The 23,116-nt window shown below is 64.2% G+C and carries 23 protein-coding genes; 1 reads left to right on the top strand and 22 read right to left on the bottom strand.

Annotation, left to right across the window (positions count from 1 at the left end):
- Window positions 1–155: 155 nt before the first annotated feature.
- The 13 genes from whiA to fmt form a co-directional block, all read right to left on the bottom strand.
- A complete protein-coding gene (whiA, locus tag BH682_RS14185) occupies window positions 156–1,133 on the bottom strand; it encodes a DNA-binding protein WhiA (protein ID WP_021344225.1) in 978 nt (325 codons plus the stop codon).
- Window positions 1,130–2,194, bottom strand: a complete 1,065-nt coding sequence (locus BH682_RS14180) for a gluconeogenesis factor YvcK family protein (RefSeq protein WP_075833133.1) — start codon at window positions 2,192–2,194, stop codon at window positions 1,130–1,132. The genes whiA and BH682_RS14180 overlap by 4 nt, the downstream gene beginning before the upstream one ends.
- Window positions 2,191–3,090 (bottom strand): RNase adapter RapZ, encoded by a 900-nt coding sequence (gene rapZ / locus BH682_RS14175; protein WP_003944872.1) that lies wholly within the window; start codon window positions 3,088–3,090, stop codon window positions 2,191–2,193. The genes BH682_RS14180 and rapZ overlap by 4 nt, the downstream gene beginning before the upstream one ends.
- Window positions 3,087–5,279: an excinuclease ABC subunit UvrC gene (uvrC, locus tag BH682_RS14170; RefSeq protein ID WP_003944805.1), complete on the bottom strand. Its 2,193-nt coding sequence runs from the start codon at window positions 5,277–5,279 to the stop codon at window positions 3,087–3,089. Before uvrC ends, rapZ begins: the two co-directional genes overlap by 4 nt.
- Window positions 5,280–5,353: 74 nt before the next feature.
- Window positions 5,354–5,827, bottom strand: coding sequence for a PH domain-containing protein (locus tag BH682_RS14165; RefSeq protein ID WP_003944987.1), 474 nt, complete (start codon window positions 5,825–5,827; stop codon window positions 5,354–5,356).
- Window positions 5,824–6,321 (bottom strand): 6,7-dimethyl-8-ribityllumazine synthase, encoded by a 498-nt coding sequence (ribH, locus tag BH682_RS14160; protein WP_003944999.1) that lies wholly within the window; start codon window positions 6,319–6,321, stop codon window positions 5,824–5,826. The genes BH682_RS14165 and ribH overlap by 4 nt, the downstream gene beginning before the upstream one ends.
- Window positions 6,318–7,592 (bottom strand): bifunctional 3,4-dihydroxy-2-butanone-4-phosphate synthase/GTP cyclohydrolase II, encoded by a 1,275-nt coding sequence (locus tag BH682_RS14155; protein ID WP_003944833.1) that lies wholly within the window; start codon window positions 7,590–7,592, stop codon window positions 6,318–6,320. Before BH682_RS14155 ends, ribH begins: the two co-directional genes overlap by 4 nt.
- Before the next feature lie 110 nt (window positions 7,593–7,702).
- Complete coding sequence (locus BH682_RS14150; RefSeq protein WP_003944892.1) at window positions 7,703–8,311, bottom strand: riboflavin synthase; 609 nt, start codon at window positions 8,309–8,311, stop codon at window positions 7,703–7,705.
- A 5-nt stretch (window positions 8,312–8,316) separates the two neighbouring features.
- A complete protein-coding gene (gene ribD, locus BH682_RS14145; protein WP_030536416.1) occupies window positions 8,317–9,369 on the bottom strand; it encodes a bifunctional diaminohydroxyphosphoribosylaminopyrimidine deaminase/5-amino-6-(5-phosphoribosylamino)uracil reductase RibD in 1,053 nt (350 codons plus the stop codon).
- An 8-nt stretch (window positions 9,370–9,377) separates the two neighbouring features.
- Window positions 9,378–10,061, bottom strand: coding sequence for a ribulose-phosphate 3-epimerase (gene rpe, locus BH682_RS14140; RefSeq protein ID WP_019748384.1), 684 nt, complete (start codon window positions 10,059–10,061; stop codon window positions 9,378–9,380).
- A gap of 64 nt (window positions 10,062–10,125) precedes the next feature.
- On the bottom strand, window positions 10,126–10,473 hold the full coding sequence (locus tag BH682_RS14135; protein ID WP_003944924.1) for an MmcQ/YjbR family DNA-binding protein: 348 nt from the start codon (window positions 10,471–10,473) through the stop codon (window positions 10,126–10,128).
- A 40-nt stretch (window positions 10,474–10,513) separates the two neighbouring features.
- Window positions 10,514–11,962, bottom strand: a complete 1,449-nt coding sequence (locus BH682_RS14130) for an RsmB/NOP family class I SAM-dependent RNA methyltransferase (RefSeq protein ID WP_075833131.1) — start codon at window positions 11,960–11,962, stop codon at window positions 10,514–10,516.
- Window positions 11,959–12,882, bottom strand: coding sequence for a methionyl-tRNA formyltransferase (fmt, locus tag BH682_RS14125; protein ID WP_003944846.1), 924 nt, complete (start codon window positions 12,880–12,882; stop codon window positions 11,959–11,961). The genes BH682_RS14130 and fmt overlap by 4 nt, the downstream gene beginning before the upstream one ends.
- 288 nt (window positions 12,883–13,170) lie before the next feature.
- Here fmt and BH682_RS14120 point away from each other — a divergent pair, with 288 nt between their 5' ends.
- Window positions 13,171–13,377, top strand: coding sequence for a hypothetical protein (locus BH682_RS14120; RefSeq protein ID WP_003944900.1), 207 nt, complete (start codon window positions 13,171–13,173; stop codon window positions 13,375–13,377).
- 72 nt (window positions 13,378–13,449) lie between these two features.
- Here BH682_RS14120 and BH682_RS14115 read toward each other — a convergent pair whose 3' ends face one another.
- From BH682_RS14115 to BH682_RS14070, 9 genes are all read right to left on the bottom strand, one after another.
- Window positions 13,450–14,469 (bottom strand): esterase/lipase family protein, encoded by a 1,020-nt coding sequence (locus tag BH682_RS14115; RefSeq protein ID WP_087503874.1) that lies wholly within the window; start codon window positions 14,467–14,469, stop codon window positions 13,450–13,452.
- A gap of 94 nt (window positions 14,470–14,563) precedes the next feature.
- The gene (locus BH682_RS14110) at window positions 14,564–15,232 is read right to left on the bottom strand and encodes a PadR family transcriptional regulator (RefSeq protein WP_370852745.1); all 669 of its coding nucleotides are present in this window, start codon (window positions 15,230–15,232) and stop codon (window positions 14,564–14,566) included.
- 172 nt (window positions 15,233–15,404) lie between these two features.
- Complete coding sequence (locus BH682_RS14100; protein WP_080726519.1) at window positions 15,405–17,423, bottom strand: primosomal protein N'; 2,019 nt, start codon at window positions 17,421–17,423, stop codon at window positions 15,405–15,407.
- Window positions 17,424–17,448: 25 nt separating this feature from the next.
- Complete coding sequence (metK, locus tag BH682_RS14095; protein WP_003944827.1) at window positions 17,449–18,663, bottom strand: methionine adenosyltransferase; 1,215 nt, start codon at window positions 18,661–18,663, stop codon at window positions 17,449–17,451.
- Window positions 18,664–18,851: 188 nt separating this feature from the next.
- Complete coding sequence (gene coaBC / locus BH682_RS14090; protein WP_003944888.1) at window positions 18,852–20,150, bottom strand: bifunctional phosphopantothenoylcysteine decarboxylase/phosphopantothenate--cysteine ligase CoaBC; 1,299 nt, start codon at window positions 20,148–20,150, stop codon at window positions 18,852–18,854.
- Window positions 20,147–20,446, bottom strand: a complete 300-nt coding sequence (gene rpoZ, locus BH682_RS14085; RefSeq protein WP_003944996.1) for a DNA-directed RNA polymerase subunit omega — start codon at window positions 20,444–20,446, stop codon at window positions 20,147–20,149. Before rpoZ ends, coaBC begins: the two co-directional genes overlap by 4 nt.
- Before the next feature lie 98 nt (window positions 20,447–20,544).
- Window positions 20,545–21,144 carry a guanylate kinase gene (gene gmk / locus BH682_RS14080; RefSeq protein WP_003944801.1) on the bottom strand — a complete coding sequence of 200 codons (600 nt, stop codon included), beginning with the start codon at window positions 21,142–21,144 and terminating at the stop codon, window positions 20,545–20,547.
- A gap of 36 nt (window positions 21,145–21,180) precedes the next feature.
- Window positions 21,181–21,501 carry an integration host factor, actinobacterial type gene (gene mihF / locus BH682_RS14075; RefSeq protein ID WP_003944825.1) on the bottom strand — a complete coding sequence of 107 codons (321 nt, stop codon included), beginning with the start codon at window positions 21,499–21,501 and terminating at the stop codon, window positions 21,181–21,183.
- A 369-nt stretch (window positions 21,502–21,870) separates the two neighbouring features.
- The gene (locus tag BH682_RS14070; protein WP_223304665.1) at window positions 21,871–23,070 is read right to left on the bottom strand and encodes a glycosyltransferase 87 family protein; all 1,200 of its coding nucleotides are present in this window, start codon (window positions 23,068–23,070) and stop codon (window positions 21,871–21,873) included.
- Window positions 23,071–23,116: the final 46 nt, after the last annotated feature.

Raw genomic sequence — 23,116 nt, 5'->3', positions numbered from 1 at the left:
TCGCTCCTTTGACCATGATTCTGGTGTGCAACTTGACCCACGCATACTCCGAATCCGTGTGTGCACGACGCGGACGTGGGGTTCATCGGTCGATGTGACTCATACCCTAATGCGCGTGGCCCGAACGTGCGCAGCCCACCCTGACGGAGGGCAGGTCACCCCTCTTCGAGTAGCTCCACATTCACTGCGGATTCGGTGTCGGGTATGCCCGTTTCCTTGGCCTTGCGATCAGCCATCGACAGCAGGCGACGGATACGTCCGGCAACGGCGTCCTTGGTCATCGGCGGGTCGGCCAACTGGCCGAGTTCTTCGAGGGACGCCTGCCGATGCTCGACGCGCAGTGCACCCGCCGCCGCGAGGTGATCGGGCACGTCCTCACCGAGGATCTCCAACGCACGCTCGACGCGCGCAGCAGCCGCAACGGCAGCGCGAGCAGAGCGTCGCAGGTTTGCGTCGTCGAAATTGGCGAGACGATTGGCGGTGGCGCGGACCTCGCGTCGCATCCGCCTCTCCTCCCACACCAGACGTGTGTCCTGGGCTCCCATTCGGGTCAGGAGATCGCCGATGGCCTCACCGTCGCGGATCACCACACGATCCGTTCCGCGAACCTCACGTGCCTTCGCCGAGATCCCCAGACGCCGCGCAGCTCCAACCAGAGCAAGTGCGGCTTCCGGGCCGGGGCAGCTCACTTCGAGCGCCGACGAACGGCCGGGTTCGGTCAGGGAACCGTGCGCGAGGAACGCACCGCGCCACGCTGCTTCGGCGTCGCCGACACTTCCGCCGACGACCTGCGCAGGCAAGCCGCGAACCGGGCGCCCGCGAAGATCGAGCAGTCCCGTCTGGCGCGCGAGGGCCTCACCCTCCTTCGCTACACGCACGATGTAGCGAGCGGACTTTCGAAGCCCGCCCGCACTGAGTACGTGCACATCGGCACTGTAGGTGAACAGGTCGAATATCTCCCGGCGCAGACGTCGCGCCGTGGAGCCCAGATCCACCTCTGCTTCGACGACCACCCGGCCGCCGACGATGTGGAGCCCACCGGCAAAGCGCAGCAACGCGGAGACCTCTGCCTTGCGGCAGCTGACCTGAGTCACCACTAACCGGCTCAGTTCGTCCTTGACCTCCGCTGTCATTGCCACGAAGCGTTCTCCCTCTGTTCTTCGGATTGCTGTTCTTGCAGGGAAGACTGTGTCGAATCCCCTACTGCCGCACTGCTCGACAGTTCAGCCAGTACATCGGCCAGTTTTGCCGGATCGTGTACATGCGCTGCGCCCGGTGAGGTGTCCGCGACATCCGCGTACCTGACTTCGGCTGAAAATTGATCCGCCGCACGCTGCAGATGTTCACGTTCACGCCCGGCCGGTACCGACGCCGAGTCGACCACCACGTAGTCGACCCGGAAATCGGGCACGTGTTGGGAGAGTACGTGCAGGTGACGCTCTGCGGAGAATCCGGCGGTCTCCCCCGGCTCGGGTGCGAGATTGAGCACCAGTACCTTTCGAGCCTTCGTCGACGACAGTGATTCGACGAGTTCGGGTACCAGGACGTGTGGGATCACGCTCGAGAACCACGATCCCGGGCCGAGAACCACGAGATCGGCACGATCGATCGCAGTCACGGCATTGGGGCACGCGGGCGGATTGGACGGGAGCAGTCTCACACGCCGAACCTTGCCCGGGGTCGTCGCGACGGCAACCTGTCCACGAATGCAGCGGCTGACGCGGGGGTCCTCCTCGAGTCCCTGAACGTCGGCTTCGATCTCGAGCGCGATCGGCGACATCGGCAGCACACGACCACGGATTCGCAGCAGTCGCGCCATCTCGTCGAGCGCGGCGACCGGATCGCCGAGCACCTCGGTCAGTCCGGCCAGGATGAGATTGCCCACCGAATGCCCGGCAAGTGCGCCGACACCGCCGAAGCGATGCTGAATGGTCCGAGTCCAGTCGACTATCTCGGGTTCCTCCGACGCGAGAGCAGCCAGCGCCATCCGGAGGTCTCCAGGCGGGATGACGCCGAGTTCGGCGCGCAGCCGGCCCGACGAACCACCGTCGTCGGCGACCGTGACCACGGCGGTGACGTCGACCGTCAAGCGTCTGACGGCCTGGAGCGTGGCGAACAATCCGTGCCCGCCGCCCAGCGCGACGATGGCCGGCCCCTCGGTTGTCTCCCGCGAGCGATGTGTCGGTTCACTCATTCGCGCCCCAGATCCCGGTGCACGATGCTGACCGAGATGTCGTCCTCGGAACCCAAACGCCTCGCGAGAGCTTCGGACATGGCCACGCTTCGGTGCTTACCGCCGGTGCACCCGACCGCAATTGTCATGTAGCGCTTTCCTTCTCGTCGATATCCGGCGATCGTCAAATCCACCAGATGTCGGTAGGTGTCGAGATAGTCTTCCGCGCCCTCGCGGGACAACACGTAGTCGCGGACGTCGGCATCCTGACCGGTGTGCGGGCGAAGTTCAGGGATCCAGTGGGGATTGGGCAGGAAACGAACGTCACAGACGAGATCGGCGTCCATCGGCAGGCCGTACTTGAATCCGAACGACTGGACCGTCACCTTCATCGTGCGGTTGGCATCGTTCCCGAACGCCGTTTCGATCTTCTGACGCAGCTGATGCGCCTTCAGCGCCGACGTGTCGATGACCAGATCGGCGGCCGCCTTCACCACGGCCAACTGCCGACGCTCGGCTGCGATCCCTTCGGACAACGTGCCGTCGATGCCGTCGTTCTGCAACGGATGACTGCGGCGCACCTGTTCGAACCGTCGGATCAACACGTCGTCCGACGCTTCGAGGTACAGCACCCGAGTATGGATCGGTTCCGCCTCGAGTTCGGTGAGCACCCACCCGAGATCGCCGGTGAAGAGTCGACTCCGCACGTCGATCACGACGGCGAGACGATCGACCGGCGGATCGGAGGTCAAGCTCAGACCGACCATTCGGGAAATGAGCTCAGGTGGCAAATTGTCCGCGACATACCAGCCGAGGTCTTCGAGCACCTTGGCAGCGGTACTCAAACCTGCTCCGGACAATCCCGTCACCAGCAGGAAATCCATCGTTCGACTGTCTTTGGCGCTGTCGGTAGTCACTGTGCACTCGGCCCCGTCGTCGGCATGGACAATTCTCGCGACTCGGAGCCCTCGTCACCGCTACCGGATTCGGCGCTGGGCGCGTCAGCAGACGTAACAGACGATTCGGATTCCGTGTCCAGCTCATCATCCCCTACCGCGGCTGGCAGCGCTCGAGCTTCAGCGCCCGCGTCGGCTGCAGCCGAATCCGTGCCGAGTGCGGCCAGAACTGCTGTGGCGGTGGTCTCACCGATACCGGGGACCTGCATGATCTCCTCGACCGTTGCCGTTTTCAGCTTCGCCACGGAACCGAAGTGAGCCACCAGAGCGGTTCGACGAGTTTCACCGAGCCCCTTGACCGAATCCAGAGCCGAAGCCGTCATCCGCCTCGAGCGTTTGCTGCGATGGAACGTGATCGCGAAGCGGTGGGCTTCGTCTCGGATGCGCTGCAGTAGGTACAACGACTCGCTCGTCCGAGGGAGGATGACCGGATCTTCTTCCCCCGGTACCCATACCTCTTCGAGTCTTTTGGCCAACCCGACTACCGCGACGTCAGTGACCCCCAGCTCGTCGAGGACCGCCGCTGCCGCCGTGACCTGAGGGGCGCCGCCGTCCACGACGAACAGATTGGGCGGATAGGCGAACCGCCGGGGCCGGCCCGTCGCCGGGTCGATCGCCGCTTCGGGAGCCAGATCCCCACCGTCCGAGTCCATGGTCGACGCCGACGCCGCGAGGACGCCCAGGTCGCGGTTGTGGCGCAGGAACCGCCGACGCGTGATCTCGGCGATACTCGCGACGTCGTCGGAATGACCGTCGCCGGCAGCTTCCTTGATCGCGTAATGGCGGTAGTCCGACTTACGCGGGAGCCCGTCCTCGAACACGACCAGTGACGCCACGACGTCGGTTCCCTGGACGTGACTGATGTCGATGCATTCGATTCGTAGCGGAGCCGAGTCCAGGTCCAGTGCTTCCTGGATGCCCTGCAGCGCCGCGGAACGCGAAGTGAAATCGCCGGCGCGCTTGAGCTTGTGCTGCGCCAGAGCCTCTTTCGCGTTTCGCTGGACTGTTTCGGCGAGGTCTTTCTTGTCGCCGCGTTGCGGAACCCGCAGTTGCACTTGCGATCCCCGAAGCTTGCTCAGCCACGCCTGGATCTCGGTCGCGTTTGCCGGCAGAACCGGCACCAGAACTTCCTTGGGAACTGCGCTGATCCCGGCCTCGGAACCCGCTCCCGGGTCGAGGGCCGCCTGCTCCCCGTAGAACTGGGTGAGGAACTGCTCGACCAGGATCGGCAGGTCGGACTCGGCGTCGAGTGCGGCCCAGTCGATGGCGTCGCCTGCCTTCTCCACGACCCATCCACGCTGACCCCGCACGCGTCCGCCCCGCACGTGGAACACCTGAACGGCGGCTTCGAGATCATCGGTGGCAAAGGCGACGAGATCGGCGTCGGTGCCGTCACCGAGTACGACGGCCTGCTTCTCGAGCGCCTTGCGCAAAGCCCCGATATCGTCACGCAGACGGGCTGCGGTCTCGAAGTCGAGGTCCTCGGAAGCCTGCTGCATGCGCTTTTCGAGATCTTTGACCAACTTGTCCGTGCGGCCGGCGAGGAAGTCGCAGAAATCTTCGACGATCTGACGATGCTCCTCGGCGCTGACTCGCCCGACGCAGGGCGCCGAGCACTTGTCGATGTAGCCGAGCAGACACGGCCGGCCGATCTGGTTGTGTCGTTTGAAGACTCCGGACGAGCACGTTCGTGCGGGAAAGACTCGTAGCAGCAGATCGAGTGTTTCGCGGATGGCCCAGGCATGGGAGTAGGGACCGAAGTACCGGACACCCTTGCGCCGCGGACCGCGGTAGACGAACAAGCGCGGGAACTCTTCGTTGAGCGTCACCGCGAGAACCGGATACGTCTTGTCGTCGCGGTACCGAACGTTGAACCGCGGATCGAATTCCTTGATCCAGTTGTACTCGAGCTGAAGCGCTTCGACTTCGGTACTGACGACGGTCCACTCGACGCTGCCGGCGGTGGTCACCATCTGCCGAGTACGGGGATGAAGTGTCGTGACGTCCGCGAAGTACGAGTTCAAACGTGAACGGAGGCTTTTCGCCTTTCCGACGTAAATGACCCGACCATGCGGATCGCGAAATTTGTAGACGCCCGGCGCAGCCGGAATGGTTCCGGTAGCGGGGCGGTAAGTCGAGGGATCCGGCACGGTTTCAGGTTAGTCGCCGCCACCGACCGACTCGGAAACGCGCAGGATGCGGGCACCGAACCGGTCGGAAGACGTCAGTTGCTCTTGTGCGCGACCGGTGCGTAGCGGTCGGCCAGTTCGCGGAACTTACCGACCGTGTCGACGGCGTACTCGCGGTCGTTGGACTGGATCGCCATCACTGCCATGTACTCGTCGTCGGGCAATTCGATGCGTGCCCAGGCGGCACCGTCGGGGAACGAGAGTCCCTCGAACAGATCCCAGTCGACGATCTTCTCGCCCAGGATGTTTCGTACGGCAATACCCTGCTTGCCCACCTTGACCCGGGGCCGCGTCAACATCAGCACACCGAGAGCCAGAATGGTGCCGATGCCTGCCATCGCGATCTGGTCCGCGGCACGGAAGTACACGCCGGTGGACCCCTGGCGGAGCAGGAGTGCAAGTGTGACGTGAACGATCACCAGGAGGACGGCAACTCCGATCGCGTATCGCGTCGACTTACGCGGTGACGCGATCAGTTCCCAGTTCTCGTTGTCGCCGGGTGTACTCATCGAAACGAATCCTCGGTCCATGGTGCTCGGAGATGGCGCAGGGTCACTGCGGTGTCCAGTGCGGCGGCGCAGGCCTGTGCGCCCTTGTCCTCGACGCTACCCGGCAGACCCGAACGGTCAAGAGCCTGCTGCTCGGTGTCGGTGGTCAGGACACCGTTCCCCACGGGGGTGCTTTCGTCGAGCGAGACGCGTGTGAGGCCCGCGGTGACCGCGTCGCACACGTACTCGAAGTGCGGCGTACCGCCGCGGATGACAACACCGAGTGCGACGACGGCGTCGTGCGTGCGCGCCAATGCCTGCGCAACGACCGGCAGTTCGATCGCGCCGGCGACACGGACCAGTGTCACGTCCTTGATCTGTGCCTCCTGCGCGACGCGCTGCGCGCCGGCGATCAGAGCCTCGGAGATCGTCGCGTGCCACTGCCCGGCAACGATCGCCAGCTTCAGATCCTTGGCCTCGGCGATCGCGAGCTGCGGCTGACCTTCCCCGCTCACAATGCGGTTCCCGGCTGTGCGGTGTTCTGGTTCGCCTCGTACTCGTCCAGTCCGATCAGATCGTGCCCCATCCGATCGCGCTTGGTGCGCAGGTAGGTGAGGTTCTCCGCATTCGCGCGCAACGGCATCGGAACACGATCGGTGATCTGCAGGCCGTAGCCGTCCAGACCCACACGCTTGGCCGGGTTGTTGGTCAGCAGACGCATCGACGAGATCCCCAGATCGACGAGGATCTGGGCACCGATGCCGTAGTCACGGGCGTCCGCCGGTAGGCCGAGTTCGAGATTGGCGTCGACGGTGTCGGAACCGGCGTCCTGGAGCTGGTAGGCCTGCAGCTTGTGCATGAGACCGATGCCACGACCCTCGTGCCCGCGCATGTACAGAACAACGCCGCGGCCCTCTTGGGCGACCATGTCCAGTGCGGCGTCGAGCTGCGGGCCGCAATCGCACCGCAGCGAACCGAAGACGTCGCCGGTGAGGCACTCGGAGTGAACGCGGACGAGCACGTCGCTACCGTCTCCGTCGGGGCCTGCGATGTCGCCACGCACCAGCGCAACGTGCTCGACCTCGTCGTAGATGCTCGTGTAGCCGACAGCGGTGAACTCACCGTGGCGGGTGGGGATGCGGGCCTCGGCGATGCGCAGCACGTGCTTCTCGTGCTTGCGACGCCACGCGATGAGGTCCGCGATCGAGATCAGAGCAAGGTTGTGTTCGTCGGCAAATACTCGCAGCTCGTCGGTCTGAGCCATCGCGCCTTCGTCCTTCTGGCTGACGATTTCGCAGATGACGCCGGCAGGACGCAGGTCCGCCATGCGGGCGAGGTCGACTGCAGCTTCCGTGTGGCCAGGACGACGCAGTACTCCGCCTTCCTTCGCGCGGAGCGGAACGACGTGACCGGGGCGAGTGAAATCGTTGGCACCGGATTCGGGGTTGGCGAGCAGACGCATCGTCGCAGCGCGGTCCGACGCCGAGATGCCGGTACCGATTCCCTCACGGGCGTCGACCGTGACGGTGTACGCCGTGCCGTGCTTGTCCTGGTTGGTGGCGTACATCGGGGGCAGGCCCAGCCGATCGCAATCGTCACCGTCGAGCGGCACGCACAGGTAGCCGGAGGTGTACCGGACCATGAACGCCACCAGTTCCGGGGTGGCTTTCTCGGCGGCGAAGATGAGGTCGCCCTCGTTCTCGCGATCCTCGTCGTCCACGACGACAACAGCTTTACCTGCAGCGATATCTGCTACTGCGCGCTCGATACTGTCGAACCTGGTCACGTGCTCGCACTCCAAAGTCTTGACTTTTCACATCATCGAATACAACAAGTGCATCCGACGGATGCACTGACAACCCTACGACCAATCGGACGGGTCCGATCAGCCTGGTCCTACCGACCGGCAGAGTGAAGCCGCTCGACGTACTTCGCGATCACGTCCACCTCGAGGTTGACCGGCGTACCGACCACAGCGGTTCCGAGCGTCGTCAACTCGAGCGTTGTCGGGATCAGCGAGATCTCGAAGTACTCGAACCCGCGGTCTCCGCCCAGCGCGGAGACCGTCAGCGAGACTCCGTCGACGGTGATCGAACCCTTCTCCACGACGTAACGGGAAATGGAGTCGGGCAGTGCGATCCGCACTACCTCCCAGTTCTCGGACGGCGAGCGGGAAATGACGTGGCCTGTTCCATCGACATGCCCTTGAACCAGGTGGCCGCCGAGTCGGCTGTTCAGCGCCGCGGCACGCTCGAGGTTGACGCGAGAGCCGACATCCAATTTCGCCAGGCTCGAGCGGTTCAGGGTTTCCTGCATGACATCTGCGGTGAACGAACCGTCGGCAAGCACGTCGACCACCGTCAGGCACACTCCGTTGACCGCGATTGAATCACCGTGGCCGGCGTCGGAGGTGACCAGTGGCCCGCGCACCGTGAAACGTGCAGCATCGACCAGTTCTTCCTTGGCGACAATTTCGCCGAGTTCTTCCACAATTCCTGTGAACACGCGCCCTACTCCTCGTTCCCCGGAGCAGAACTCTCCGGAACCAGACTCAACAAAATATCGGGGCCGATCGTTACCGCGGACTCCAAACGGAATCGGTGGGCGTCGGTGATGGTGTGCACTCCGGCATCGACGAGCGCGGAGGCGCCCGCGCCGAGCAGGATCGGAGCGATGTATGCCTCTATGACGTCGACATATCCGGCGGCAAGGAATGCTCCGGCCAGACGGGGCCCACCCTCGAGAAGTACGTCCGTGTACTCCCCCAACGCCTCGACTACTTCGTCGATGTTGTCGGTGTTGAGCACCAGAGTCGGTGCGGTATCGTCGAGAATGCTTGCCGTCGAGGGTATTTCACGCTTTCCGACGACGACGCGTACGGGCTGGTGCGCCGCGAGCTCACCGGTGGGCTGACGTGCGGTCAGCCACGGATCGTCGGCGAACACGGTGCCGGTACCGACCACGATCGCATCGATCTGCGCTCGCTGCGCATGCACGCGCGCCCTCGCCTGCGGACCGGTGATCCACTGACTCGTTCCGTCCTCAGCGGCGCTGCGTCCGTCCAGACTGGCCGCGTACTTCCACGTGATGTGCGGGCGACCGGTGCGCTGTTTGTGCAGCCAGGCCCGCAGTGGACCAGCTTCCACCTCGGGTGCTCGCAGTCCGGCCGTGACGCTGATTCCAGCGCGCATGAGGGTCGCTGCGCCGCCGGAAGCCTCCGGATTGGGATCACCGACGGCGTAGACAACCGCCGAGACTCCGGCGTCGATCAATGCCTGCGAGCAAGGGCCGGTTCGTCCCTGGTGATTGCACGGTTCCAGTGTCACCACTGCCGTACCGCCACGTGCCGCATCGCCGGCCTCGTCGAGAGCTACAACCTCGGCGTGCGGTCCACCGGGCGGTTGCGTCATACCGACGCCCGCGATGGTTCCGTCGGCAGCGAGGATGACCGCGCCGACCGGTGGGTTGGGGCTGGTGAATCCGCGCGCGGAATCAGCTGCGGCCAGCGCGATCTGCATCGCGGCGTCGAGATCAGCCGTCGACGCCTGTCCACCCTTTGCCATCGAGCGGCTCAGACCGACAGCGTCAGGTGCGGCGACGCCGAGGCGGCCTGCGCGCGCAGCTTGCGCACCGCCTCACCGGGATCACTCGCACCGTACACCGCCGAACCGGCGACGAAGCAGTCGATCCCTGCTTCAGCGGCCTGCTCGATCGTGGAAGCGTTGATGCCGCCGTCGATTTCGACAAGGAGCGTCAGCTCACCCGAGTCGACGAGCTTTCGAACTGCGCGTGCCTTGTCGAGCACCTGAGGCATGAAGGACTGACCACCGAATCCGGGTTCGACGCTCATGATCAAGAGGGTGTCGAAGTCCTTGAGGATTTCCAGGTAGTCGTCGATCGGGGTTCCAGGCTTGATGCTCAGCCCCGCCTTGGCACCAGCTGCACGAATATCGCGGGCAACCGAACGCGGATCGTCGGTGGCCTCGGCGTGAAACGTGACGTTGTAGGCACCGGCCTCGGCGTACGGCGGCGCCCAGCGCTCCGGATTCTCGATCATGAGATGGCAGTCGAGCGGAATATCCGTCGCCTTCAGCAGACTCTCGACCACCGGCAGACCCAGCGTGAGATTGGGAACGAAATGCGCGTCCATCACGTCGACGTGAAGCCAGTCGGAGCCGGACACGGCAGTCGCTTCATCAGCGAGTCGAGCAAAATCTGCGGACAGAATGGACGGTGCAATCATCGGGGAAGCCACGACGCCGAGTTTAGCTGTGCCTCATTGCCGACCGTGCATGCACATCGGAGCCGGTGAAATCCGATCAGTTCTTGACGACGGTGTGGAGCTTTCGCACCTTGGCCGGTGCCTTGATCCGCCACGCGTCTTCGAGCATCTCACCCAACTGCACCTCGTCGATCAGTTCGAGGTGCACCAGGATCGAGCCGTGCCCGTGATAGTGATCGGTGGTGAAGAAAGCCGCCTCGCCACTGGCGAGTAGCGCCTCCTTCTCGTCCAGACCGCACATCACGACCAAAGCGCCCTCCGCTTCGGTGCGGAGCCGTGCAAAAGTCTTACCTGCCACCTTGAGTGCCGGGGTGTTGTACGAGGTCGACTCTTCCACGGAGGGAAGAGCCGAACCCAGTACTACAACCTGTTCCCACGTAACCATGTAGGCACCATACGACTACCGATGCCCAGAAGTCATCCGATCAGGCCAGCGGCTTGCGCAAAGCGGCCATGAACATAGCGTCCGTGCCGTGTCGATGCGGCCACAACTGAACCGACGATCCGTCTCCGACGTCCGGGACACCTGGCACCAATTCCTTGGTGTCGAGTTCCACGACGCCATGACGCCGCACCGCATCGGCGACCACTGCCAGCGTTTCCGACAAGTGCGGCGAGCACGTGGAGTACAGCACCACTCCGCCGGGGCGAACCAGTTCGATTGCGGCAGCAAGCAATTCACGCTGCAACTTCACGAGCGGAGCCACATCGGACGGCTGGCGACGCCAACGTGCCTCCGGGCGCCGACGCAGCGCACCCAACCCGGTGCAGGGAGCGTCGACGAGGATGCGGTCGTATCCGGGTTCGAGCCCGGATTCGCGGCCGTCCGCCACGTGTACGTCCACGGGAAGCTCGCGAGTGGTCTTGCGAATCAACTCGGCACGGTGTTCGACGGGCTCGACGGCGTCGAGTCGCCCGCCTTCGATACCGGCGAGAGCGCCGAGAAGCGCTGCCTTACCGCCCGGACCTGCGCAGAGATCGAGCCAGCGTCCGGAGTCTTCACCTTCGAGAGGAGCAATGCTGAGGGCGCGGGCCACCAGCTGACTGCCCTCGTCCTGCACGCCCGCCAAGCCTTGGCGGACCGCCTCGAGCTGTCCGGGGTCACCGCCGTCGAGATGCACGGCGTACGGCGAGTACGGCCCGATCTCGCCGCCGGTCACCAGTGCTAGCTCCTCGGCGGAGATCTCGCCGGGGCGGGCGACGAGGTGTACTGCAGGGCGGGCGTCGTCGGCGATCAGGACGTCTTCGAGTTCACCGGCAGCAGCGCCGAGCGAGTCGGCAAATACCTGCGCGATCCACAGGGGGTGAGCGTGCTCGAAGGCGAGCCGGCCGACCGGGTCCTTCGGGGCCAGCAGCTCGACCCACTCCTCCTGGGTGCGTTCGGAAACACGGCGCAGGACCGCATTGACGAATCCTGCTCGGCCCTGGCCGTTTTCGGCGCGGACCAGATCGACCGAGGTTGCGACGGCAGCGTGCGGTGCGACACGAGTGCGCAGCAATTGGTACGAGCCGAGTCGGAGTACATCGAGCAGCGTTCCGTCGATCTCTTCGATCGGCCGACCCGCTGCATGGGCGATCACCGCATCCAGCAGTCCCTGAGCACGTGCCGCGCCGTACGCCAGTTCGGTTGCCAGCGCCGCGTCGCGTGCGTCGAGTTTGCGGTCACGCAGGAGCCCTGGCAGGACCAGGTTCGCGTACGCGTCACGCTCACGGACCGCGCGCAGGACGTCACGCGCTGCCAGACGCGGTTGATCGAGCCCGGCGGTTGCCGGATCAGGCCGCTTGGCCTGCTTCGGCTTGGTGTTCTTGCCGCCCCCGCCGTTCTTGGCTCCGGGACCCTGTGCCCGTCGTGCCGGTCGTCGTGATTCGGTCACTGTGCTCGTACCTCCGCGTCGAGTCGGGCACCGCGTGCCCAGTCCCCTGCCGACATCAATTTCTTGCCCGGGGGCTGAATCTGCCCGAGTCGCACCGCGGTGGTCGCGGTACCGATGTACAGACCATCCTTGCGTACCGAGATCTCACCGACTGCCAGGGTCTCGTCCGTGACGGTGATCGGGCCGACCTTGACTCGAAGATCACCGATCATCGTCCATGCCCCGGGTGCGGGTGTGACGGCTCGGATATGCCGGTCCACTGTGGGAGCGGGCAGTTCCCACCGCACGCGGGCCGCGTCCACCGTCACCTTGGGGGCATACGAGACGCCGTCGGCAGACTGCGGAACCGCGTTGATCTCGCCGGCCTCGAGTCCGTCGAGTACCGATTCGAGGAGGGCAGCGCCGTTTTCCGCGAGACGTCCGAGCAGGTCGCCCGCCGTATCGGTGTCGCGAATCCGCTCGGTCATCACTCCGTACACGGGGCCGGTATCCATCCCGGCTTCCAAACGGAACGCGCTCGCACCCGTCACCTCGTCACCGGCACTGATCGCGGCCTGCACCGGCGCGGCGCCGCGCCACGCGGGAAGCAACGAGAAATGCAGATTGACCCAACCGTATTTCGGAATGTCGAGGACGTTCTGTGGCAACAGGTTTCCGTAGGCGACGACGGGTGCACAGTCCGGTTCGAGGCGGGCGAGTTCGGCCGCGAAGTCGGGATCGGACGCCTTGGCCGGCGTCAGCACCGGGATGCCGTGCTCGTCAGCAAGCAGACCGATCGGCGATCGGGTGACTTTTCGACCGCGGCCCGCCACAGCGTCCGGACGCGTGACGACGGCTACCACTTCGTGGTTGGCGGATTCGATGAGCCGACGCAGTGAAGGAACCGCGGGTTCGGGTGTTCCGGCGAACACGACGCGCATGTCAGCTCTCCCGTTTCGTTGGGCTCTTCGGACTCTGATCAGCCGATCGGCCTGTCGAACGCGGTGGACTGCAACTCACGAAAATGCTCCCGGATGTGTCGGTGGGTGGAACTGTCAGTCTAAGGACTGCGAGAGCTACGACCTACCTCGCGCCACACCAAACCACTTTCTCAGCAATTTCTTTGATCAGAACCCTGCACATTCACCGGTCCTCGGTATTGACTGTTTCTGTCGTCGCCACTCGGCGGAGGCTGATACGGGATACACCGATCACACGGAGGAACTTAGATGGCAGGCATCGACAGTAAGTTCGACAAGGCCTACGCAGGAAAGTCCGTCGAAGAATTGGCGGACGCCCCGGTCGCGGCACTCAACGGCGTAAGCGATTCGGACGCAGAACATTTGAAGGCAGCGTTCAACATCAAGACCGTCCGCGACCTCGGAACGAACAAGTTCTTCCTGTGGGCGCAGGCCACTGCCAAGCTCGCCGAGTAAACATCCCGACCCACGTGATCTCGGTGCTCACGAGTTAGCAGCTCACGAATTTGCAGCTCACGAATTTGCAGCTCACGAATTTGCGTCGATGACCACTTGCGGAATATCCGTGCCGAGCGGCACCGCGCTGCACGAAGCGTGCCGCTCGGCATCGGGGTCGAGGACCGTCCGGATGACGTCGATCACGTAGGGGTCGTACGGCATGCGGAAGTGGCCGGTCAGGTTCGACGGGCACAGATCCTGGAGGACGATGTTTTCTGCACCGGCATCGCGGAGCGCGATGTTCGAGGACGGCTGGATCATCTCGTCGACAGTGGACCCGATGGTCGTGTAGCGCACTCCGGGTACGGTGTCGCCGCCGTCGTTGAGGGCGTTCAACATATCCGACCCCTGCATCTGCTCACGGACAGCTCGCGAAAAGACGTCTTCGACAAAGTCCTCTCCGCCGGGGATCGCGCGGACGATCGGAACCAACCCGAACATCACCCCGCCGTAGGTCGGCGAAGCCAAACCGACCCAATGATCGACGTAGGCGTCGCCGCCCATCTTGTTGACGTAGTACCGCGTCACCGTCGCGCCTTGCGAATAGCCGATGACGTCGACCTTGTCCGCGCCGGTCGCGGTCAGCACCTGATCGACGAAAGAACCGAACGCGGTGGCACTACCGACTATGTCGCCGACGCCGTAGGTCTCGTGTGCGACGTCCCCGTCTTCTTCTTTGATCGCACCGCCGTAATTGAGAGCGAAGACGCAGTAGCCGTCAGCTGCCAGTGCCGGCGACAGGGCCGCCCAATCCGCGTACGCCTCGGTGTCGGTTCCGTGCGCGAGTACAACCGGTCGGGGATGCGTGGCGGAAGGCTCACAGCCGAAATCGTTCGATCCGGCAGGTGCGGATCCTGGATGAGCATGCGCATATGCCGTAGCAACGGAACGGGTCGCCTGACCCGGACCGATGTCGAGAGGAACGTCCATCGCGTCGGCACTCGCAGACGGAAGCGTCGGTGCGGCACCCGATATCGCCGGCGGTGCTCCGATCAGCAGCGCCACTGCTACCGAAAATGTCAGTCCCACAGACCGTTTGACGCCAGCCATTGTTCCTGCTCCTGCTCTGATCCTACGAGGGAGCTGACCGTAACACCAGAAACTTCGAGGCGCATACCCTACCGAACAGTAGGTATCCGCCGTCTCAATTGCCGCCTTCATCGGCGTCATCACCGGCAAGCACTCGGTACAACGACTTGCGTGCCTCGACCAGCACGTCGGCTGCGGCCTTGACCTGCGCGGGCGTGCCTACAGCAGCCACTTGACCGGCCGCGCCCATCAACTGGCCGATCAGTTCTCGAAGGTCCTGCTCCGGCTCCCCTACGCTGAGACGAACGTCATCCCACGGCGCCCCGAGATCGGCGCGATGCTCCTCGACGTATGCGACGCCTTCTTCTGTCAGCTTGGCGGTTTTGCGGCCGGCAACCTTTTCGATGATCACCAGTCCTTCGTCCTCGAGTTGGGACAGCGCGGGATAAATCGAACCCGGACTCGGCTTCCAGACGCCGCCGCTGCGCTCGACGATCTGCTGAATCAATTCGTAGCCGTGCATCGGCTCTTCCGCGATCAACAGCAGAATCGCAGCGCGCACATCTCCTCGACGACCTCGTCCGCCACGTCCTCGCCCGCGACCGAACTGAGCGCCCGGACCGAAGCCGGGGCCGGGTCCGCCGTCTGGACCGAAACGCCCCCGCCGATGGCCTCTGCGTGGCATGTCACCGAAGCCCGGCCGCTCGTGCGGTCGACCGCGTCGTCCACCGTCTCGATCGCCGGGACCATCGCCCGACGCGCCGTCGTCCGTCGGCACCCACATCACAAATGGTGGCCGTTGCTCACGGCCGAAACCGCCGAAGAAACCGCGTCGGCCGAACATCCCCTCGTTCGGGAAACTTGCATCCATCGTCGAACCTCCATCACTATCGTTGATAGTTCGACGATATATCGTCATATCGGGTAGCGCAAGGATTCCTCCGACAACTCGAAACTCAGCCGATGCGGCGTGGGTCGATCTGAATGCGGACCGGACCCGAAGACTTCCGCGCACTGCGCGCGGCCCTCGCATGTGCCAGAGCGTCCGCAAGGCCGCGACCGTCCTTGCGTGGAACGCGGACCAGCATTCGCTCCGGCGCGACACCGCTCTCGTCCTCACCGGAATACGGAAGCCTCTCCCCCGCAGGCAGTTCCACTGGTCCGAGCAGTACAGCACTTGCCGGCAGATCAGCTGAATCCACCAACTCCGCAATTGCCGCGGATCCACCGTCGATCGCAGCCATGTGAACGGCCGGAGGAAAGCCGACCTCGTCTCGCTCCTCGAATTGAGACTGTGCGTGCCCCACTGGATCCCATCGGACCAACGCCTGCACCGTCGGGATACCCGAGTCTGCGACAACCACAACTTCACCGCCTTCGGACAGCGGAATCACCATGGCAGCAGCCGACATCCAGCGTCTGAGTGTTTCCTCGGCGGCGCGAAGATCGGGCCGGCCGAGCAGTGCCCAGCCGTCGAGCAAGAGCGCGGCGCCGTAGCCGCCGGTCATCACCGGCTCCGCACCCACTGTCGAGACCACCAACGCGGGCCCGTGTGGCAGTTCCTTGACCACATCACTGCCCCCGGACAGAACAACTTTCACTCCGGGAAACGCCCGCCCGAGTTCTTCGGCGGTCCGGCCGGCACCGACCACCACTGCGCGCAACGCTTTCGCCCCGCACGCGTGACATCGGTAGGCGGCATCGGCAACCCCGCACCAGCGGCACGCCGGTGTCCCGGCGCCGTCGGGACCTGCCGCAGCGGGAAGAGCCAGTGGGCCGTTACACCGACGGCACCGTGCCGGGGCACGGCACTTTCCGCAGGCCAGGGTCGGTACGTACCCCCGCCGAGGAACCTGCACCAGGACTCCGTTGCCCTCACCCAGAGCGCGCCGGGCGGCCGCGAATGCAATAGCGGGCAAACGAGCCGCTCTGGCTCCCGGATCGCGGGCCAAGGCTTGATCGCTGTCGGCGAGCGCGGTGATCTTGGGTGCGTGGGCACGAACGACGTCCCGCGTAGCGACCAGATCGTGCGCCCATCCCGAGTCGACGAGTACCTGCGCTTCTGCCGTACGGGAGAACCCACCGATCACGACGGCGCACCCGGCGACGTAGCCACGCAGGACGGCAACTTCGCGGGCATGTGGATACGGCGACCGCGGCTCGGACAAGTTGTCGTCGCCGTCGTCCCAGACGACGACAAGACCGGTCTCGGGCGTCGGCGCAAAAACAGCACTCCGCGTGCCGACGACGATCCGGGCGGTCCCGCGCAGTGCAGCGAGCCACCTCCGGTATCGCATGGCCGGCCCCAGGCCCGCGGACAGACCTACCACCGCATCCGCTCCGGAGAGTTCGGTACAAGCGGCGACGACGCGGTCCAGGTCGCGTTGATCGGGCACAACCAGGATCGCGGATTTACCACTTGCCGCTACGGCCCCGGCCAGTTCGGCCAGGCGCAGTGGCCAGTTTTCACCAGGCAACGCCTGCCAGACCGCACGCGGGCTTTTCGACTCGCGAATGGCGGACAGGAAGGCGTCACCGAATCTGTAGAGATGCCAACCATTTTCGATCGGTTCAGGAGCGGACGGTGACTCGGCGGGCTCCCACGGTTCCGCCTCGACCTTCGCGTGGCGCGGCGGTACCGCCAAACGGAGAACATCGGCGCGAGTTCCGGCATAACGCTCCGCCACACGATCGACGACTTGCGCGATTTCGGCCGTCAAGACCCGCTCGGACGAGATGACGCGTTCGAGCCAGCCGAACTTCCCCTGATGGTCACTGGTCGCCTCGCGCGAGACGATGAAACCGTCCACCAGACGACCAGCGAAGCGGATGCGCACCCGGACTCCGGGCTGCGCATCCGCTTCGAGTTCACGAGGAACGAGGTAGTCGAATTCACGGTCGAGGTGAGCGAGCGGGAGCATCGGCAGCACCCGGGCGACCGGATCGACTTCTGCCGCTACTCTTTCCGCGCCCACCCGCGCCCCGTCTGTACGTCAGTGATCAGAGACCAGCTGCGCTGCGCAGCTTGTCGGCGCGATCGGTGCTCTCCCACGGGAGGTCGATGTCGGTGCGACCGAAGTGACCGTATGCCGCCGTCTGCGCGTAGATCGGGCGCAGCAGGTCGAGGTCGCGGATGATCGCTCCCGGACGCAGGTCGAAGATCTCGGTGATCGCCTTCTGGATCCGTGCCGGATCGGTCTTCTCGGTGCCGAAGGTTTCGACGAAGAGTCCGACCGGAGCTGCCTTGCCGATGGCGTAGGCGACCTGAACCTCGATGCGGTCGGCCAGACCTGCGGCAACAGCGTTCTTGGCCACCCAGCGCATGGCGTAGGCAGCGCTGCGGTCGACCTTTGACGGGTCCTTGCCGGAGAACGCGCCGCCACCGTGGCGAGCCATTCCGCCGTAGGTGTCGACGATGATCTTGCGGCCGGTCAAACCGGCGTCACCCATCGGGCCACCGAGGACGAACTTGCCCGTCGGGTTCACCAACAGACGAACATCGGAGGTGTCGAGATCGGTGAGGTTGACGTCGGTCAGCACCGAGTGAAGCACCTTCTCGCGAAGATCGGGCGTCAACAGGTTGTCGAGGTCGATGTCAGCGGCATGCTGGGTGGAGATGACCACGGTGTCGAGACGGACAGCCTTGTCACCGTCGTACTCGATGGTGACCTGGGTCTTGCCGTCCGGGCGCAGGTACGGCAGCACGCCGGACTTACGGACCTCGGTCAACCGGCGAGAGAGACGATGAGCCAGCGCGATGGGCAGCGGCATCAGTTCCGGCGTGTCGGTGGTGGCGTAGCCGAACATCAGGCCTTGGTCGCCCGCACCCTGACGGTCGATCTCGTCGTCGCTGATTCCGTCGACGCGAGCCTCGTGCGAGTGATCGACACCCTGCGCGATCTCGGGCGACTGGGCGCCGATCGCGACGTTGACGCCGCAGGAGTTACCGTCGAAGCCCTTTGCGGAGCTGTCGTAGCCGATTTCGAGGACCGTGTCGCGCACGATCTTCGGAATGTCCGCGTACGCAGTGGTCGTGACCTCACCGGCTACGTGAACCTGGCCGGTGGTGACCAGTGTCTCGACGGCCACGCGGGCGCGCGGGTCCTGGGTGAGCAGCGCGTCGAGGATCGAGTCGCTGATCGCGTCACAGATCTTGTCCGGGTGCCCCTCGGTGACGGACTCGCTGGTGAATAGCCGACTGCCGGACTTGCTCACAGATCTCCCTCTCGACGACTGAGTTCTTGACTACAGCTTATTGAAGTATCCGAATCACCGTTCGGTGACCGTTTTGTCATGCTTTGTTAGCTGGGGGCTGAGCCGACGATAACGGTTGGACCGCCTGCGCAACACCCTTGTACTCACCCGATTATCGTGGGGTAACTCTCACCACCGGGCGCGTGTCGCTACTCGGGAAAGAGCTTGACCAGGGCGTCGAGTACTCGACTGGCCATCAAAGCCTTGGATCCGTGTTCGAGAGCGGACTCCGAGCCGTCGGAACCGAGCAACCAACCGTCGTTGTGATCGACCTCGAACGCCTTGCCCTCGCCGACCGCATTGACCACGAGGAGATCGCAACCTTTGCGGGCAAGCTTGGAGCGGGCATAGGTGAGAACGTCACCATGGGCGTCACCGGTCTCAGCGGCGAATCCGACGATCACCGTTCGAGCATCCAAGTCGCCGTCACGACGCGCTTCGACGAGACCGGCGAGGATGTCGGCATTTCTGGTGAGGCTGATCGAGTCGGGTTCGTTTGCGCCCTTCTTGATCTTGCTGCCTTCGACGGTGGTGGGGCGGAAGTCCGCGACAGCCGCAGCCATGACGACTCCGTCGTGTCCCGGTGCGTGCTTTTCCACTGCCAACCGGAGATCTTCGGCCGTCTTGATGTGCACGACGTCGACAGCGGCGGGGTCGGCGAGATCAGCCGTGTACCCGGCGATCAGTGTCACGTGCGCGCCGCGTTGCGCGGCAAGACGGGCGAGCGCGTAGCCCTGCTTGCCCGAGCTGCGATTACCGAGAAAGCGCACGGGATCGAGCGGCTCGCGAGTACCGCCGGCGGTGACCAGAATGCGGCGACCCTCCAGGTCGCGCGGCAACGCGTCCGAGCGCTCGAGGAGCAACGATGCCAACCCGACGATCTCGTCGGGTTCGGGAAGTCGACCGGCTCCGGTGTCTTTCCCTGTCAAACGCCCGGAGGCAGGTTCGATCACGTGTACGCCGCGCGAACGCAGTGTCGCCACGTTCGAGACCGTTGCGGGGTGCTCCCACATCTCGGTGTGCATTGCTGGGGCGAAGACGACCGGACAGCGCGCGGTCAACAAAGTGGCCGTCAACAGGTCGTCTGCGCGACCCATGACCGCTCGCGCCATCAGATCAGCGGTTGCCGGCGCGATGACGACCAGATCGGCTTCCTGTCCGAGACGGACATGCGGAACCTGCGGGACGTCGTTGAAGACGCCGGTGTGAACCGGGTTGCCGGAGAGTGCTTCGAACGTCGCGCGCCCGACGAACTCCAGAGCGGATTCAGTCGGAATCACGCGGACGTGATGACCGCTCTCGGTGAAGCTGCGGATGATCGAGCACGCCTTGTAGGCGGCGATACCCCCACCGACACCGACGACAATGCGCTTACGTATCGATGTGGGCGCGTCGGACACTCCCCCGACACCCGAACGAGGTTCGGGTGCGGCAGATGTGGTGCTCACTCGCCTTCGGTGTGCTCGAGGAGATCAGCGTGGATTTCACGCAACGCGATGGACAGCGGCTTTTCCTGCAGACCGGGCTCGACCAGAGGTCCGACGTATTCGAGGATGCCGTCACCGAGCTGGTTGTAGTAGTCGTTGATCTGGCGCGCGCGCTTGGCCGAGTAGATGACCAGGGCGTACTTGGAAGAGGTGCGTTCGAGCAACTCGTCGATCGGCGGGTTGGTGATGCCGAGCGGGGTGTCGTAGGCAGGCAGAGCGCCCTGACCTGCTGCGGACGCGGCTGAAGTGCTGCTCACTCTTGTGTCTCCTGAATTAGATCTTCATTGAAGAACTAGTTTTATCGATCCGGATATCTGAGAAACGGGGTGGAAATCGGTTCCCGAAGGGTGCGGAATCAGTTCCCAACCAACAAGGATACCAACTCATCGCAAGCACGGCTTACATCCTCGTTCACGATGACCGTGTCGAACTCGTCCTGTGCGGCCAATTCCACTCGGGCCGTCTCGAGTCGGCGCGCCACGACGTCTTCCGTTTCGGTTCCACGTCCGGTCAGCCGTTGCACCAGAACGTCCCAGCTCGGTGGAGCCATGAACACCAACAGAGCCTCGGGCATCGCCTTGCGGACAGCTCGTGCTCCGGCGAGATCGACCTCGACGAGAACGGGCTTTCCAGCTTCGAGCGCTTCTTCGACCGGAGCTGCGGGGGTGCCGGAGCGCTGCAGGCCGCCGTGGATTTCCGCCCACTCGAGAAGTTCACCGGAGTCGATCATCCGTTGAAATTCTTCACGGGAGGTGAATCGGTAGTCCTTGCCGTCCACTTCACCTGGACGGGGATCGCGAGTGGTCGCCGAAACACTGAAAACGAGTTCAGGCAACCGAGTTCTCAGCTCGCGAACGACGCTGGACTTACCGACAGCCGAAGGGCCGGCCAGTACAACCAGCCGACCCCTCCGCACTGCGGTCTTGCTCTCTGACACTGTTGCGTCAGCAATCATCAGACACTGCCGCGTCAGCAATCATCACTTGTCGGCTCAGGCCTCGAAGTCGAACTTGGTGAGCAGAGCCTTGCGCTGCCGATCACCGAGGCCACGAAGGCGACGGGTCGGTGCAATCTCCAGCTCGGTCATGATCTCCTGAGCCTTGACCTTGCCCACCTTGGGCAGCGCCTCGAGCAGTGCCGAAACCTTCATCTTGCCCAAGATTTCGTTGTCTTCGGCGTCCTTGAGGACCTGCTTGAGGTCGGTGCCGCCACGCTTCAGGCGCTCCTTGAGCTCAGCCCTGGCCTTGCGGGCAGCAGCTGCCTTCTCCAAAGCAGCAGCGCGCTGCTCATCAGTCAACTGGGGAAGGGCCACGGTTCCTCCGTCTCGTCGTGTGCAAATTTTGTCTATTCCGCTGATAACCAGCAGCGATAGCGACCGTACTCACGCCTGGCGCGAATTGCTAACCCACCCCCCGCGGTCCGATGCAGATCGCGGTGGGTTATGCGCGTCGAATCGATGTCACGGATCGTCACCGTTTTCGGCTGGATCGAGACGAATTCGACGCCACACGAACGTGCGTACAGTACCGAAATAGACTGTAACACAATGTATTTCGACCCATAGCGTGCGACACCCCCGTGCGAGTGTGCGAAATCGTTACCTGCGGGAATGAACGTGGTCGCCGACACATCCAAAATTTTCGAGCATTTTCGACGCCTATGCGCGTGTCGCGGCCCGTTTTCAGGTCTGCAGCGACGATTTCGGATCGCCGGCGTCGACCGTCTCGGGTTCGATGCGACTCACGCCGGGGGCGGCCAGAGCGAGCACTACCGCGAGGCTCGCCCAGAGCAATGAATTCTCCAGCACGAAGCCGACTACCGGGATATCCATGTCCGCGCCGACTCGAGGAAGCCGAAACAGCACTACGACAGCGGTGAGACCGATCGCGATCCAGGACCACACAGGGACCGATCGAGTGCCCTCCCCCACGCCCGACTTGATCGGAACGAGGAGTACACTCACCGCCGGCACCAACCACACGAAGTGGTGCGTCCAGGCAATGGGAGTCACGATTGCCGCCAGCAGAGCCACCACCGTGAAACCGGCGAGATCGCCCCGCAGGCGCTGAGCGCGCCGCGTCGCGACAATTCCGAGGACACCCAACACCGCACAGGCGACGAGCCATGCCGGACCCACCAGGCCCTCGGGAAGTAGCCGCAAGGCCATTCCACGCACGGACTGGTTACCGAACACGGACGGGTCACCGACGGCGACGCGCCCCGAGAGTGAGGCGATGTCGCCGAAGTAGTCGATCGTCTGGCGCGGGAGAACCGCAAAGCCCAGAGCCGTGGCGCCGAGGAAGCCGGCGAGGCCGCCCGCAACTGCTTTCCAGCGCCCGGTGATCACGTAGTAACCGATGTAGACGAGTGGCACCAGTTTGACCGCGCCGGCGATCCCCACCAGCACACCCTCGGGAATCCACCGTGGTCGAGCCAGCACGTCGATCAAGCACAGGAGAGTCAGAAACAACCCGACCTGGCCGTACCCGAGGTGATCGGAGATCGGCGATGCCGCCGTCCACAGGACCAGGAAACCCACGTAGACGACGACTGGCCGCTTACGTGTGAACGGGACTTCGCGATAGCTGAGCACGATGATCGCGGCCAGCATCAGGAGGCTGACGAAACTCCATCCCCACTGGACCGCACCCCAGGAACCCAATGCGACGGGAACGGCGACGAGCGCAGCGAAGGGCGGATACGTGAACGGCAATCTCGCGTTGAACGACTCGTCGTACAGGTTCGAGCCGTCGAGGACGGCCTGACCCGCTGTCCGGTACACGGCGAGATCGTCGCCGTGTACGCCGGTGACGGATTGGAACCCGGTGGCCAGCAGCGCGCACGCCGCGACGAGAAGTCCGATCTGCCACCAACGATTCACCGACGGACGGTACCACCGGGTTCCACCGCTCGAACGAGCCTCGAGG

The sequence above is a fragment of the Rhodococcus sp. YL-1 genome (assembly GCF_001942025.1).
Classification (GTDB): domain Bacteria; phylum Actinomycetota; class Actinomycetes; order Mycobacteriales; family Mycobacteriaceae; genus Rhodococcus_F; species Rhodococcus_F qingshengii.
The sequence above is the reverse complement of the archived record's forward strand: the minus strand, read 5'-3'. Positions and strand labels throughout refer to the sequence as shown.

What these genes read in the sequence shown, in the direction of transcription:
- ribD (WP_030536416.1), bottom strand. Translation starts at nt 9,369, where the DNA reads ATGGCAAAGGGTGGACAGGCGTCGACGGCTGATCTCGACGCCGCGATG.
- whiA (WP_021344225.1), bottom strand. Translation starts at nt 1,133, where the DNA reads ATGACAGCGGAGGTCAAGGACGAACTGAGCCGGTTAGTGGTGACTCAG.
- BH682_RS14180 (WP_075833133.1), bottom strand. Translation starts at nt 2,194, where the DNA reads ATGAGTGAACCGACACATCGCTCGCGGGAGACAACCGAGGGGCCGGCC.
- BH682_RS14165 (WP_003944987.1), bottom strand. Translation starts at nt 5,827, where the DNA reads ATGAGTACACCCGGCGACAACGAGAACTGGGAACTGATCGCGTCACCG.
- BH682_RS14120 (WP_003944900.1), top strand. Translation starts at nt 13,171, where the DNA reads ATGGCAGGCATCGACAGTAAGTTCGACAAGGCCTACGCAGGAAAGTCC.
- fmt (WP_003944846.1), bottom strand. Translation starts at nt 12,882, where the DNA reads ATGCGCGTCGTGTTCGCCGGAACACCCGAACCCGCGGTTCCTTCACTG.
- gmk (WP_003944801.1), bottom strand. Translation starts at nt 21,144, where the DNA reads ATGATTGCTGACGCAACAGTGTCAGAGAGCAAGACCGCAGTGCGGAGG.
- BH682_RS14135 (WP_003944924.1), bottom strand. Translation starts at nt 10,473, where the DNA reads ATGGTTACGTGGGAACAGGTTGTAGTACTGGGTTCGGCTCTTCCCTCC.
- BH682_RS14110 (WP_370852745.1), bottom strand. Translation starts at nt 15,232, where the DNA reads ATGTGGGTGCCGACGGACGACGGCGCGTCGGGCGATGGTCCCGGCGAT.
- BH682_RS14115 (WP_087503874.1), bottom strand. Translation starts at nt 14,469, where the DNA reads ATGGCTGGCGTCAAACGGTCTGTGGGACTGACATTTTCGGTAGCAGTG.